The organism is Pedobacter chinensis, from assembly GCF_003339865.1.
Classification (GTDB): domain Bacteria; phylum Bacteroidota; class Bacteroidia; order Sphingobacteriales; family Sphingobacteriaceae; genus Pedobacter; species Pedobacter chinensis.
On sequence record NZ_QPKV01000005.1, the window covers coordinates 33,517 to 49,582 of the forward strand.

General features: G+C 42.5%; 7 protein-coding genes. All 7 read left to right on the plus strand.

Going from position 1 to position 16,066, the window contains the following annotated elements:
- Window positions 1–62 precede the first annotated feature (62 nt).
- The 7 genes from DU508_RS13740 (at window position 63) to DU508_RS13770 (ending at window position 15,666) form a co-directional block, all read left to right on the plus strand.
- Complete coding sequence (locus DU508_RS13740) at window positions 63–3,419, plus strand: hypothetical protein (protein WP_233509579.1); 3,357 nt, start codon at window positions 63–65, stop codon at window positions 3,417–3,419.
- Window positions 3,406–4,824: an SGNH/GDSL hydrolase family protein gene (locus DU508_RS13745; RefSeq protein WP_115403471.1), complete on the plus strand. Its 1,419-nt coding sequence runs from the start codon at window positions 3,406–3,408 to the stop codon at window positions 4,822–4,824. The genes DU508_RS13740 and DU508_RS13745 overlap by 14 nt, the downstream gene beginning before the upstream one ends.
- A 98-nt stretch (window positions 4,825–4,922) precedes the next feature.
- Complete coding sequence (locus DU508_RS13750; RefSeq protein WP_233509581.1) at window positions 4,923–6,881, plus strand: glycoside hydrolase family 97 protein; 1,959 nt, start codon at window positions 4,923–4,925, stop codon at window positions 6,879–6,881.
- 5 nt (window positions 6,882–6,886) lie between these two features.
- Complete coding sequence (locus tag DU508_RS13755) at window positions 6,887–9,736, plus strand: glycoside hydrolase family protein (RefSeq protein WP_233509583.1); 2,850 nt, start codon at window positions 6,887–6,889, stop codon at window positions 9,734–9,736.
- 12 nt (window positions 9,737–9,748) lie between these two features.
- Window positions 9,749–12,043 (plus strand): FAD-dependent oxidoreductase, encoded by a 2,295-nt coding sequence (locus DU508_RS13760; protein ID WP_115403390.1) that lies wholly within the window; start codon window positions 9,749–9,751, stop codon window positions 12,041–12,043.
- 1 nt (window position 12,044) lies between these two features.
- Window positions 12,045–13,724, plus strand: a complete 1,680-nt coding sequence (locus DU508_RS13765) for a sodium:solute symporter family protein (RefSeq protein WP_115403391.1) — start codon at window positions 12,045–12,047, stop codon at window positions 13,722–13,724.
- Between the two features lie 442 nt (window positions 13,725–14,166).
- Window positions 14,167–15,666 (plus strand): sulfatase family protein, encoded by a 1,500-nt coding sequence (locus tag DU508_RS13770; protein ID WP_115403392.1) that lies wholly within the window; start codon window positions 14,167–14,169, stop codon window positions 15,664–15,666.
- Window positions 15,667–16,066: the final 400 nt, after the last annotated feature.

Sequence of the window (16,066 nt, forward strand, 5' to 3'; positions counted from 1 at the left end):
AGATCATGCATCTTCAAAAAACCAATATATGTTTATTGCTTTTGGCGGGTCTATTTTTAAATATGTCCAAAGCCAATGCACAACAGGAAAAATGCCTGGTATTGGGAACTGATTTTCAGTTTAAAGGCAAATGGTTTACCGAAGTAAACAGGGAGGGGATCAACGGTAGTATCTTAAGATTTCTGGAGGGCGAACTGGACGTTACATCGGATGCGTTGACCGTGTTGAACGTTGGAAAGCCCGGGCGATATGCCGTCTGGATCCGTACACCAGATTTTGAAACATCCCCACGTACAAGGCTGTTTCAGCTTTCGGTTGGCAATGCCAAGCTAAAAAAGGCAGGAGGGCATGGAAAACCTGGTTATGCATGGGAACATCTGGGTTACGCAGACCTTAAACAAAAAGAAGTATTGCTACGGCTGCATAATTTCAATTTTGGTCGCTGTGATGCCATCCTTTTTATGCAGGATAGCACAATAAATCCAAATAATTTAGATAAAAAAACACTTTTGTCATGGAAAAAACTTCCTGTTGAACAAGAAGTATTTACTGATGAAAAGAAAAATACAACCCCATCGCTGCGGTTGAACGATACCGATAAGGTCATTGCTCAAATTGAAAATGAGGTAATGCGTATACAATTTTTAACAACCGGAACAAATCAAAGCGCTATTGCCTGCCGTACAGCAATCAAAAAAGACGGACAATGGAAGCAGCCGATGGGTACAAAAATCGAAGACCATGGTGTTTTTTTGATCAGCAGCGATACTACTGCCATCCGCTATAACAAGTACTACCCAACCTGGGATTCACAGACACCGAAAGCCTATTTTGTTTTCAACGATCAAAAACATGCGGTACATAAAACAGGGGATGATTTCAATCCTTTTGAAGCAGGAAACCTTAGTGAAGCTATTCCCATTGCGGCAAAAACTGTTGATAAACAGATGATAGAGGTCCAGTATGTCACGCGCAATGGTTCTACTATTACCGGTTTATGGTCACTGTTGCCCGGACAACTACATATTCGTTTGCGGCTCATTTGTAAAACAGCCCGTCCGGGTTACTATAGCATGGGCGTTGCTGCCTTTCAGCCGATTGCGCAGGATGAATTGGAAAATGTGCTCATGGCACCTATGTTCCAGTTTAAGCGTCTTTCTGATGGTCCGCAAATGATGATTACGGCCATGATGCAGCAGCCGGTTACCATTGTTTCCTCAAAGACACCACAAGGTACCGTTTCCAGTTACGTTGCGGCAGCGCCAGAATTGTTTAAAAAAGACTGGGGCTCGGTAGATTATGCACCGGCAGGCTTTACACTTAAAAACCACAATAATCAGATACAACCAGTCATGTTTTCACCTGTATTGGGAATGAGTGATTCTAAATATCGTGCTGGGGAGTTAATCGACAGACAATTCGTAATTGGTGTAGCACCTGGTAATTGGGACATGGCTATGGATGATGTATCCAAGGAGGTATTCGAGGTAAGGGATTATCGTAAACAGGAACAGCTGTCGCTTACCGATGCCGTGTTTAATATGATTGAGCTGTTTAAAAATGACAATGCTGCGGGGTGGGCCGCCCAGCTAAAAGGATTCTATGATATTGAAGGAGATCCTACAACAGCACCAACAGTGGTAAATGCTACGCCACTATTGAATGTTGCACTGTCGGTACTGCAAAACGATGAAGATTTTTACATTAAACGGTCGTTGCCGACCATAGAATTTACGCTTTCAAGAAGTGGTTACCGCTGGGCTATAGATATTGTTCCCACAGCATTTAATGCAACCAGAAAAACGTTGGAAATGAATCCTTTAACTTCTCAGTTTACTACTTCTTATTATGTGGGATTGGACCATTTGTTAAACGGCTTAAACCCTTGGATAAAGGCGATAGCCCTACCAGGAGATAGCTTGAGAACAGCCAAGGGATATTCAACAGATTTCCATTCATGGAACCAGGCGCTTTGGGCCTATCGCCTAACAGGTCAGGCAAAATGGTTGCAATTGGCTAAAAAAGATGCCGATCTTTTTATCCAGCGTAAAATATATAGCAATACCAACAATGTACTTAGCCATATACCCTTTTATAACACTACTTTTTATGCACCCTGGTGGGATTTGTTGGATCTATATGAATCTACAAAAGATACAAAGTATTTAAAAGCCGCTGAATATGGCGCTTATTTTACCATTGCAGGCATACGAAGCTATCCGAAGGTAAATGATACTTTGCAGACGATTCATCAAGGTAATCGTTATGACGGGGTTACCCGGATCTGGTGGAAAGGCAATGAACCCTACCGTTTAGGATTTCCAAGAAAAAAAGACGACGTATTGGAAAAGAAAGTGCCAGAATGGCTCGTATCACCTGTAGGGCTGGGGTTGGAGCAACCAAGTACCTATTTTACACGGGTAAAAGGTCAGACGGTACATCCGGTGTTTATGAGCAGCTGGGCACCGCATTTGCTGCGATTGTTTCAATATGTAAATAAACCTATTTACGAAACCTATGCACGTAATGCAGTTATTGGTCGTTTTACAAATTATCCGGGATATTATAGCACGGGCTTTACCGATGTACACATGGCACCTGATTTTCCTTATAAGGGCCCCGATCTAAGTTCTATTTATTATCATCATATCCCTCCTCATCTTGCATTTAGCTTAGATTACCTCATTACAGAAACCATGCAACGCGCTAACGGGAATGTCATGTTTCCATATAGTAAGCAAGAGGGCTTTGTATGGTTTAATAACAGAATATATGGCGGTGGTAAAGGTAAGGTTTTCGGAGATTCGGAGGTTGTACTGCGGATGCATAAAGAGCTGGTAACGGTTCAAAATCCGGGAATAAACTATGTAACAGCAGTTTCTGATAAAAATTTCTGGATCCTGCTGTCTTCTGAAGTGGACAGCGAACAAAAAGTGGCAGTACAATGGAACAAAGCTGCAAATGCCCAAAAGGAGGGAACGGCATTAGGCTATGAAAACAATGGGCAGTCTGCCGCATTAAACTTTAAAGAATCGAAGCTGGAGGTAACAGTTCCCGCAAAAGGGTTCAAAGCAATTGCTGTTCCACTTGCTGCGGCACCCGTGGTGGCCAAATATTCGCCAGTTAAAGAAGGGATGAAAGTTTTTGACCTTGGTGCGCCTTGGGGACGTATCTATCTGTTCCGCATTCGTTCGCCATTTGGTTGGGATACGTGCTATGGGTTTGCAGAAACCGCTCCCCTAAAGAATCATTCGGTAACGGTTACCTGTAATAAAAACGTACAGCAAATTAACCAGTATCCTTATGAATGGAGCTTCAGCAAATTGCCTATGGGCGAAAACTTAACGCTTGAACTCATCTTTAAAAGTGATGACGGAAAAACAAAATCAAAAAAAATTGTGCTCAATGGTAACGAATAAAATTGGTATGAAAGCGATATTGCTTGGTTGTCTGTTGATTTCTACAATGGCATTTTCTCAGGAAAGTGCCGATAGGGATAAAATTGCAGCTTCTCAGACAGGAGCGTCGCCGATTTATTTTGCTTTGGCCGCTAATATTCCTAAAGTTGAACCAGGAAACTATACCAACGAACAGGAGTGCATTGTGCGTGCCGGACTTCCAAGGTTCTTCGCAAAGGTGAACAGCGGTAAAGAGGTGGTGGTTGCTTTTATTGGAGGGAGCATTACGCAGTCAGATTTTGGCTATCGCCTTCAAACGGCCAGCTATATGGAACAAACTTATACTCAAGCTAAGTTTAGGTGGATCAATGCAGGAGTTTCAGGTACCGGAACCGAGCTAGGTGCCTTTAGGATCCAGGAGCATGTGCTTAACCATCGCCCAGATCTCATTTTTATAGAATTTGCCGTTAATGGTGCTTATCCCGATGGCATGGAGGGGATGATCAGGCAAACGATTAAACTTAACCCCGATGCAGAGATCTGTCTAATCTATACCATTTTAAATGGTCAATCTGCTTTTTATCAAAAAAAGGAACTACCGCCAAATATTATAAGACTAGAGCAGCTTGCTGCCTATTATGAGCTACCATCGGTAAATTTAGGAATGGAGGCATCAAGCCTGGAAGCATCAGAAAAACTGATATGGAAAGGGAGTTCACAAACAATTGGCCAGCATCAAATTTTGTTTTCCGAAGATGGGATTCATCCTACTATAGCCGGTGGCAATCTGTATGCCGCAGCCATAGCCCGTGCCTTTAAAAAAATTGGAGCCGCAAAACAGCTAATAAAGGGACAATTGCCTAAACCATTGATCACCTCGGCCTGGGATGAGGCAACGATGGTAGATCCCTCAATTTTGGCAATTGAGAACAATGGCTGGCAGTTAATACCAACAGCTGCCAATCCGAATCTTAAAAAATTCAGTCCATGGTTTCCAAATGTGCTTACGGCAAACAAGCCAGGAGCAAGCTTTAGTTTTCGTTTCAAGGGAGACACGATAGGGATTTTTGATATCGGCGGGCCGGAGGTTGGACAGTTGGAATGGCATATAGATGGAAAGCCCGTAAAATTAAGCAAAGAGAAGCAAGGAAGCTTTAGCTATTATCAAGCTACCAATGCAGCCATAGCAGATGCATTGAATAGATTCAACGCCTTTTGCAACAACCGCTACCGCGGACAGTTTGATGTGATAAAAGTACCAGCGGGAGAACATGTGGTAACTTGTAATTTATCTGGGCAGCAAGCCGATAAACTGGGGATACTCCCCGAAGACAAGAGAGCCGACATTGTCAAAAATCCAGAAAAATATAATCAAACAGTTATTTATTTAGGACGGATTTTATTGAGAGGGAGCATACTGAAATAAACCGTCCATGATTAAAATAATCATTAAACACATACAGAAGTGATTATTTTAATCATGGTAAGCTCCATCTTACCATTGAAAAACATAAAAATAAACGGATGAAATACATCGCTGTAAAAATAATCGGTAGCTTGCTGCCAGAGTTTCCTTCAAAAGGTTTAGGATTGCATAAGATAGCAGCATTTTTGCTCGCACTAAATATATTGGTATGGATAGGTAGTTTTATGCCTGCCACGGCCAGCTGTGCCGAAAAGCCATTACTGCTTAAAAGCCCATCCGCTGCCGTAACTGTCCGCATTTTTAAGGAAGGAGATAAAGGGTTTTTCTATACGTTATCTTTAAATAATCAAGAGCTGATCAAGCCTTCCCGTTTAGGTTTGAGTATTTCTGGAAAGCCTTTGTTAGATGCAGCTGCTGAACCTGAACTTTTAGCTAGCAAAACCATAACAGAATCCTTTGCCCTGTTGCGCTATAATTATCAGCAACGGAGCGTATCATACAAAAAATATCAAATCAGCATTGGTAAAAATAGGATAGAATTGGCCGTGTTTGACAATGGTTGCGCTATCCGCTATCAATTGCCCAATGCGCAACAGGTGCATGTTACAGCAGAGCAAACAAGTTTCGTTCTAGACAGTGGTGTGCGCGCGTGGTTCTTTGAGCGCAACAATAATTGGAAGCTCAAATCTTATGCGGGCTTATGGATGCAGACTCGATTGGATAGCCTTGACAGAATTTCTGCAACCGGCCCCATACAGGGCAAGCCTATTGTAGCACAGTTAGCAGATAAAAGTTACCTGTTTATTACAGAGGCCGCACTGCAGCATTACAGTGGGATGCGCTTAAAAGCCAATAAGAACAGTTTATCGGTAGATTTTACCGAGGGCGATAAGGGCTTTTTTGTACAATCGGGAAAAGGCTCTTTTACGCCCTGGCGCATAATTGGATTGGCATCCAATTTAAACGAGCTGGTTAACCAAAACATTGTTGAAGCTTTAAACGAGAAACCCGATGAATATCTTTATGCGAATACAGACTATATCAGCCCGGGAAAAAGTGCCTGGAGCTGGATTACTAGGCGTGAAGATTACCTGGAGCCGGCTGTAGAGAAAAGCATTATCGATGCTGCAGCCCAGTTAAATTATAGCTATACGTTAATTGATGATGGATGGGAAGAGAAATGGAAACAAAAATGGCAAACGCTAAAGGAGCTGGTAGATCATGGACAGCAAAAAAATATTAAGGTTTGGGTATGGAAAGATTCCAAGTATTTAAGGGATACCGCCTACTGTAATGCTTTTCTGGATACATTGAACAGATTAGGAGTTGCCGGTATAAAAATTGATTTCATGAATAGTGAGGCCAAGGAACTGATAGATTTTGAGATAGGTTTCTTAAAAGCTGCAGCGCAGAAAAAGCTAATGGTCAATTTTCATGGTTGCCACACCTCTACGGGCGAATACCGCAGCTTTCCTAACGAAATGACCAGGGAAGGTGTCCGGGGAGCGGAGCTCAATATTATGAATGAGCCAATTCCCGCATGGCACAACACAGCACTTCCCTTTACCAGGTATATCACCGGGCCAGCAGATTATACGCCCGCACTTTTTTCTAATAGAGCATCTACAACACTTACCCATCAACTGGCACTGCTTTACTTGTTTGATTCGCCGTTTCAATGTATTGCAGAAAATCCGGTAACGCTTGTAAACGATCCGCTGTACAAACCCATACTTCCATTGATACGGAATCTGCCCACAACCTGGGACAGCACTTTGGTATTGGACGGAAGCGAAATAGGCAGCTGCGCCATCATCGCTAAAAAGAAAGGAGAGGACTGGTATGTAGCCGCAATTAACGGACTTACCTCGGAAACGAATATAACATTAGACCTCTCTTTTGTAAAAGGGCTTTCAAATTATAGGGCAACCGCTATTCAGGATGCCAAAATGGGGTTTTCTTCATTAGCTACAGTTCCGTCTCAATTACATAAAAAGAAAATATCCATTCCCCCTATGGGAGGTTTTGTAATCCACTTGCAGCCAATAAAACAATAGTGTGTATGAAAATATGGAGTAGAATGATAAGTAGCAGATACATTAAATTCATTTGTTTTTTAGGTATTTGCTGTTCGTACAGGTCAGTAAATGGGCAAACGATAGCCGCTGGAGGCAATGCATTCGAAATTGTATCGAAAGGCGAAACCTATCAGTTTAAGCCCGATTTTGTAGTCATCTTCAATGAGAAAGATCCCGAAATTGCGTTAAAGCCTTCAGGACTAAAAAAAGTTCCCTACAATATTCCCACCTGGAAAACCACCGACAATCGATTAGCCGATTACAGTCAACAAGCTGTTGATGCCAGTGTTGCCGGCGATGGGTTTGATGACAAGATCTTAAGAAGCGCACAGCAAAACAGAACGGCCAATATTTACCATGCCGGAACAACGTATTTTCTTACTGCGATTAAGGCGGTAAGTGCCGGAGATTCCATTAGTTATACTTTTCCAGCACACCCAATGTTTACGTTAAAGGCATGGCTGATCAAAGGTTTGCCGTATCCCAAGGTCAGATTTTTATTTACGCCTAAAAAGAATGGTTTTTATAGCGTGGGCTACATTGGTGCGCCATCTTTCAAAAGTGATAGCACCCGTGAGTTATGGCAACCGCTGATATGGACAGAAAAACGGACCCCGCCGCAACCTTACCTTACACCATCATTTATGACCACAATACCTGCTACTTTGGTAAATGACGGGCATAATTCGATAGGGGTATTGGCAGATCCTAAGTATTTGCCTTTCCAACCTTTGCCGCTTTTTACCAACAGCCAGTTCGGAGTTGCCCTGCTTAACCATAAATCGCTGTTGCAGTCCCAGCTTTTTGCACCCATGCCGGGAGGCGTCAATTCACAAATGACAGCTGGACGTGCTTTTGAATTTTCCATGAATCTGGTGGTCGATTCTGCCAGCATCACCAAAACGTATGAAAAAATTGCGACAACAGTATTTGGCTTTAGGGATTACCGAACCAATGCTACCGTTTCCATGAATACTACGCTAGATAACCTGATTGATTATTCCAAAACTCGTTATGCCTGGTTTATCGATAGCCTGAAAGGTTTTGCCTATTCTACCGATGTACCTGGCGCTGTAAAAAATGTTTCGAGCTTAAATCCACTTGAGCTGTCGATTATAAGGGATGACAAGGAAATGTTTGATAAAAGGGCCTATCCCTTAATGGAGTTTATGCTATCGCGTGAAAAATTCCTGTTTGCCATTGATAGTAACCAGAAAATTCAGTCGCCGTCAAGAAAGCTAAGAGGGCCCATCGCCCCATTATCAGAATTACAGGTGCTGTACAATGTTTTTGGTAAAAACAATTCATTCTATGCCGCAATGGCCAAAAAGGAGTTCGGCACAACACGCATCAGGAATCTTGACGAAGTGCAAAAAGGAAAGAACTGGGTCAATGCCATGTATATGTTTAAGCTCACATCAGATTCATCTTATTTGCGTTTGAGCATTACCCTGGCAGATAAATATTTGCAAGAAAGGGTGTATACACGGATCACACAGTTTGGAGATCCCTTGTTCAGTTCTAATTTTTTCTGGCCCACATTTACAAACAATTGGTCGGCACTTTTAGAGTTATACGAACTTACAGGCCAAAGCCGGTATCTACAGGCAGCGCAAGATGGGGCCAGGCATTATACTTTGTTTACCTGGATGGCGCCCCAGATACCTGATAGTCTGGTTACCGTGAACAAGGGCGGAAAGGCACCGATGTACTGGTATCTTAAATCAAAAGGCCACCAACAGATGTATTACCCCGAAGAGACAGTTCCTGCTTGGAGGCTTTCTGAAATAGGGCTTACGCCCGAGTCGTCGGGAACTTCAACGGGTCATCGTGGTATTTTCATGTCTACCTACGCCCCATGGCTGCTAAGAATTGGCTATCATACCAAAGATTCTTATCTGATGAATGTAGCCAAAGCTTCGATTGTTGGTCGTTCTGAAAGTTTTCCGGGCTATCACATGAACACCGAAAGAACTACGGCCTATGAAAAGGCAGATTTTCCGCTTCATGAGCATAAAGCGCAGAGCGTAAACTCTTTTCATTACAACCATATTTTGCCAATGGCCTCTATGTTCATCGACTATCTGGTTTCAGATGCTTATGTAAAAAGCGATGGAAAGATCAGCTTCCCAAGTGATTACATAGAAGGATACACCTATTTGCAGAACAAGTTCTATGGGGCTAAGAACGGCAGGTTTTTCCAGTTCGAAAATGCCCGGCTGTGGATGCCATCCCGTTTGTTGCAAATTGATGATCATGCATTAAATTACATCAGTGCAAAAATGGGCGATACGCTGCTTCTGGCTTTTATGAACCAGTCTGGAGCAGAGGTAAACACGCGGGTTTCGGTAGATCTTTCCCGTGTCGGTTTTGCGGGCAATACCACCATCCATAACTTACATCCGTCTGGTAAATCGACATTTTTAAAGGATGGTGTATTTCAGCTTCATGTTCCTGCAGGTGGAATGGCTGCTGTGGCTATTGCTGACGTTAAAATCCCGACCGGTTTCCAGGATCAGCTCCTTCATGCTGAAAAAGATCATAGAAGCGATTATGCCGATATCCCGGAAGGAAATACCAAAGCATTATTGTTTAAGCTGGGTTCTTATGCACAAAAACTTTTCGTTTTTCTCCAAGAAGACGATACAAAATGGAAGAAGGCCACCATCAGCTATAAAATCAATGGGAAAAAAGAAATGAGCATGGATAAAAATGAATATCCATTTGAATTTACCATACCAATTGAAATGGATAAGCCGGTTAGTTTTTATCTGAAACTAACAGATATCAACGGAAAACAGATTAGGACTAAAATAACGGAATTAGGAAAATAATTCAATCAAATAATGATACGAAAAGAGGCAGAAGAAAACCGTAGTTTAAAAATTGAAAAGTATAATACCGATCTTGCTATTATTGGTGGCGGGATGTCTGGTGTGTGTGCAGCCATCACAGCGGCAAGGCAGGGTTTAAAGGTGATACTTGTACAGGACAGGCCCGTTCTAGGCGGCAATGCATCTAGCGAGGTTCGGTTATGGATACTGGGAGCTACTTCACACATGGGCAATAATAACCGCTGGAGCAGGGAGGGTGGCATAATAGATGAGCTGCTGGTAGAAAACACTTATAGAAATCCCGAGGGAAATCCGATCATACTGGATATGATTTTATTGGACAAAGTGAAACAGGAACCCAATATCACGCTTTTGCTTAATACTGCTGTGTATGAAGTAAACAAAAGTGAACCAGAGAGGATCGAAAGCATCAAGGCTTTTTGCAGCCAGAACGCTACAACCTATATTATCCATGCACCCTTGTTCTGTGATGCATCTGGCGATGGAGTTGTAAGTTTTCTGTCTGGGGCAGCATTTAGAATGGGGGCAGAAACAGCCGAAGAATTTAATGAACCAATGGCACCGGATGCGAGTTATGGCGAATTATTGGGACATTCACTTTATTTTTATACAAAGGATACAGAAAAGCCGGTTAAGTTTACTGCTCCGGCATTTGCAATTGATGTACAAAAGGAAATACCACGCTATAAGAGCTTTAATGCCAAGGAACATGGTTGCAAACTGTGGTGGGTAGAACATGGCGGCAGAATGGATACTGTGCATGATACAGAGAAGATTAAGTGGGAATTATGGAAAGTGATCTATGGCGTATGGGATTATATCAAAAATTCGGGTAATTTCCCTGAGGCAGAAAATTATACTTTGGAATGGGTAGGAATGATACCGGGCAAACGGGAGAGCCGGAGATTTGAAGGAGATTATATACTTTCCCAATCTGATTTGATTGAGCAAAAAGTGCATGAAGATGCCGTTGCCTACGGTGGATGGTCTATTGACCTGCATCCTGCCGATGGCGTATTCAGTGAGCGTTCGCCATGTAACCAGTGGCACAGTAAAGGTATCTTTCAAATACCTTACAGGTGCCTTTATAGTAAAAACATTAAAAATCTGTTCCTTGCTGGGCGCATCATCAGCGTGAGCCACGTAGCCTTTGGGGGCACCCGGGTAATGGGCACCTGTGCCTATGTTGCGCAGGCAGCAGCCGTGGCAGCAGCATTGTGTTTAAAGCATCACAAACTACCAGCCGAATTGTACCAGGACAATTACATGCCACATTTGCAGAAAGCATTGATCAGAACCGGTCAATATATTCCAAATGTGGATTGGGAAGATGAGGCAGATAATGTTCAACAGGCCAATTTAAAGTCTAGCTCACACTTTGAATTTAAAGGGTTTAACAGGGATAATCTCGTTTTTAAAACACTTTCTATTGCTGCCGCACAAATGCTACCTGTCCATCCCGGCAAGTTTCCGGCATTTAAGGTATTGCTTAGAGCTGATGCACCTACTACATTCCAGGCAGAATTAAGGATTAGTGCGAGGCACGGTGGTTTTACACCAGATACAGTACTCGCTGTAAAACATATTGCATTGCAGGCTGGAGAACAGGATGTAAACATTGATTTTGATGTAGTTATTGATCAGGACCAATATGCTTTTGTCTGTTTTTTAATCAATGAAAAGGTACAACTGGCCTACTCCGATCAAAGATTTACAGGTATGCTTTCTGTTTTTAATGGTGTAAATAAAGCTGTTTCTAATAATGGTAAACAGGTAGCGCCCGAAGGATCTGGCGTAGAAACCTTTGAATTTTGGTGCCCGCAGAGAAGGCCGGAAGGCCAAAATATAGCCTTGCAGTTTGACGAAGTCATCCATACATTTTCTGAACATAACATAAAAAATGGAATAGATCGTCCAACAGTACAGCCCAACGCATGGGTAGCCGATCTGGCCGATCCGGCCCCTACTATTGAAGTAGCGTGGGAACACGAGAAGTTTATTGAAAAAATTGACCTGGTATTTGATACAGATACAGATCATCCGATGGAGTCGGTACTGATGACGCATCCCGAAACGGTAATGCCTTTTTGTGTAAGAAATTATCATATTGAGGATGAGCACGGCAATGTTGTTTACCGCAAGAGGGACAATTACCAGGCCCGGAATGAAATCGTATTTGAATCTCAGCTAAAAATTAAAAAATTAAAGATCATATTGGAGCATCCATCGACTAATGTGCCAGCTTCCTTATTTTCGGTACGGTGTTATACCATAAAACATTTCTAACATGATAGATACAGTAGTAGTCGTTGTTTTCTCCGTCTTTATAATGCTGGTTGGAATCAGCTTCTCAAGAACAGGAAGAAATTTAAAATCTTTTTTTGCCGGTGGCGAGTCTGTACCCTGGTTTATCGGGGGTTTGTCCTTGTTCATGAGTTTCTTTTCTGCCGGTACCTTTGTAGCATGGGGAGCAATTGCTTACCAGCATGGTTGGGTAGCCATTACTATACAATGGACCATGTGCATAGGCGCACTGGTGGCTGGTTTTTACCTGGCTCCCCGCTGGAAAGCAACGGGTAACCTTACTGCAGCTGAATTTATTAAGGCACGCCTGGGCAATTCCGTTCAGAAAAGTTTTATTTATATTTTTACTATTGTATCGGTGTTGATCAAAGGGTCGGTATTGTATTCTGTATCCAAACTGGTGTCGGCAACACTTGATTATCCATTAATGCCTGTCACAGTCATACTTGGTATTCTGATGATCTCTTATACGGCGGTGGGTGGTTTGTGGGCCGTAATGGTAACCGACATTCTTCAGTTTGTGGTCTTGACGGCAGCGGTGGTGATCATCTTACCGTTGGTATTTGGAGAAGTTGGTGGTGTAGAAGGTTTTATACAGCATCTGCCAGCCGGCTTTTTTGATCCCGTCAGCGGAGAATACACCTGGATATTTATTTTTGCGTTCGCTATCTATCATATTTTTTACATCGGTGGCAACTGGACATTTATTCAACGCTATACGAGTGTAGACAAACCACGCAGCGCTTCTAAGGTGGCGTATCTATTTGCTGCTTTGTATATTTTAAGCCCAATTTTGTGGATGTTGCCACCCATGGCCTACAAGGTAATCAATCCGGAGCTGACAGGTATGAATGCAGAAAATGCATATATAATGGTTTGCAAGCAGGTGCTGCCTCCAGGTCTTTTAGGACTGATGCTAACCGGAATGTATTTTTCTACATCTGCATCAGCCAATACTGCACTCAATGTAGTTTCGGCGGTTTTTACCAATGATGTGTATAAAGGATCAATTAACCCGCATGCCTCGGACAAGAAATTGATGTTCGTCGCACGGGCTTCTTCCTGGTTTTTTGGTGTGTTCATGATTCTTATAGCCTTGATTGTACCGCGTATCGGTGGTGTCGTTGAGTTTACCCTCAGCGTGGGTGCAATTACTGGCGGCCCCTTACTATTGCCGCCTATCTGGGCATTGTTTTCAAAAAGATTAACGGGAAAAATAACGATATATGTTACTTTGACTTCCCTTCTGGTTAACCTGTTGTTCAAAATCATCATTCCCTTCTCCTTCGGTTACAAGCTATCCCGAGCCAACGAAATGTTACTTGGGGTGTTGTTGCCACTTGCTCTTCTGGGCATTACAGAGATAATCATGAGGTTAAAAAGGAAAACAAGCAAAGACTATGAAGATTATCTCTCCTATAAAGCCAAAAAGAAAGAAGCTCACACTTCCTCTGCAAGCCTGGAAGAACTCCAAATGATAAAACAGCAGAATATTTTTGGCTTAAAGATGATCAGTTTTTCTCTGGTATTCATAGCGGCTCTTTTATACATATTGGCAGTTGTTACCATTCAGGCATCTGTAATGGTTACAATAATAGCAACGTTTATATTAATTGGGGCTTTTATACCTTATCGTGCCGCTCAAAGAGCAGCCAGTAGATAAAGGATTTAAAATAGAAATAATATCTTTCTCTGCTTTTTACTGGCATTCCTTGCTGTTATTCCTATAGGTAAGATGCTCGGGAAGTTTATCGATACGCTAAAGACATCGGTGGAATTTAACCGGTGCCACGATATTGAATTCGGCAGATTCAATGATCAGGGCCATCTTGATACGATCAAAAAAAGTTTTGGAGGATAGGTGCCTGTCCTAAACACTTCTTGAGATTGTCTGTTTACCTCTGCAGAATATCAGGGGAGAAAGAAAACCGGGCCCATTTAATAGCCATATCAAACGTTTGTGTAATGAATTCGTTTGTGAAGAGCCGATTATTGTCTTCTAATTTGCTATAATTGACCTCATTAAGAGCCCTGTTCCTGATACAGGAGGATTTGTGACGGCTTTCTTTTAGCGTGAAACAAATATTTATTCAAACCTTAAATAAATGAAAAGTCTATTGACACTTATAATGCTTTTTTCCTTTCTGGTCGGTTCTGGACAGACCAGGCCGAATGTAATATTGATCTGCGCAGATGATCTTGGCTATGGAGACCTCAGCTGTTATGGTGCAACCAGGATCAAGACACCGAATCTGGACAAACTGGCAGCCAGCGGCATCCGGTTTACCAATGGACATTCGACTTCCGCAACCTGCACCCCTTCGAGGTACGCACTCATAACCGGAGAATATCCATGGAGAAAAAAAGGAACAGGCGTACTCCCTGGAGATGCCGCATTGATTGTGCCAACAGGACGGACTACACTTCCAAAAGTATTTCAAAATGCAGGATATAAAACTGCGATCATTGGAAAATGGCACCTTGGACTTGGAGACCGTGTTGAAAAGAACTGGAATGAAGAGATAAAGCCAGGTCCCAATGAGGTTGGCTTTGATTACTCCTTTATATTTCCCGCAACCGCAGATCGTGTTCCGACAGTTTTTTTAAAGGATCATCACGTTGTGGCGCTCGACAGGAATGACCCGATAACGGTTGACTATAGAAACAAGGTTGGCGATGATCCCACCGGAAAGGAACATCCGGAGTTGTTGAAAATAAAAAGTTCTCCGGGGCAGGGGCATAATAATACCATTGTAAATGGTATTGGCAGAATTGGCTATATGAGCGGTGGGAAGATGTCGCGCTGGGTAGATGAAGAACTTTCCTACACTTTTCTTGAACAGGCCAAAACCTTTATTTCGGATCAGAAAAAGGAGCCTTTTTTTCTCTATTTTGCCATGACAGAACCACATGTTCCGAGAATGCCTGCCACAATGTTCAAGGATAAAAGCGGTTTGGGACTCCGTGGAGATGCAATCCTTCAACTGGACTGGACTGTTGGCGAAATCATGAAACAACTGGAAGCGCAAGGAATAGCCAGGAATACACTCATTGTTTTTACTAGTGATAATGGTCCGGTACTTGACGATGGTTATCAGGACGAAGCAGTTGCCAGACTTGGGGGGCACAGCCCCGCAGGGACGCTCAGAGGAGGGAAATATAGTGCATTTGAAGCTGGAACAAGGGTTCCTTTTATTTTGAACTGGCCTTCAGGAATCAAACCAGCCGTATCTGGGGCGTTAGTCTCCCATATTGATTTTGTTCGCTCATTTGCGGCCTTGCTTAAGCAGAATATCCAGGCTGGCGAGGCTTCGGACAGCGAAAACCATATCGACACCTTTCTAGGAAAAAGTCGGGCAGGACGATCAGTTTATGTAGAACAGGGCGGGGCACTTTCAGTGATAAAAGATAACTGGAAGTATATCTCTCCGCAAAAAGGCCTGGCTTTTGATTCCCTGGTTGGTATTGAAACAGGAAATTCCGAAACCGCCCAACTTTTTGACCTATCTCTGGATAAGGAGGAACGGAATAACCTTGCAGCTAAATATCTTCATAAAATGGAAGAACTTTCTCAGCTGCTTGAACTTATAAAAAAGAATCAGTAAGACTGTATTGCTCATCCTCAATCCTTTTCTTATTTGCAAGCTCTTCTTGCAAATGAGAAAAGGGAAATGTACAACAATTGGTTGGCAAGATCGGCATACCTTATGTGATTTGCATGGAGTATAGCGAAATGAAAAAACATGAGAGAGACTGGTACCAGGCAGCATGAGAAATTCATGTGAGATGATTGTTTTTACCTGGATGGTTTCGGATTTTTAGATGGCCAAATATTAAATTAGCATAAGTTCTGCGTAGAATTAACTTCATTTAATTGCCACCTGGACAATATCAATTTCGATCTGTTATGTTGGCCTTAAATGTCTTTCACAATTGACATACCCTGATATGGATATAAGCTTAAAAAACTTGGTAATGATTTATTTGAGAAACAAATACTTATTA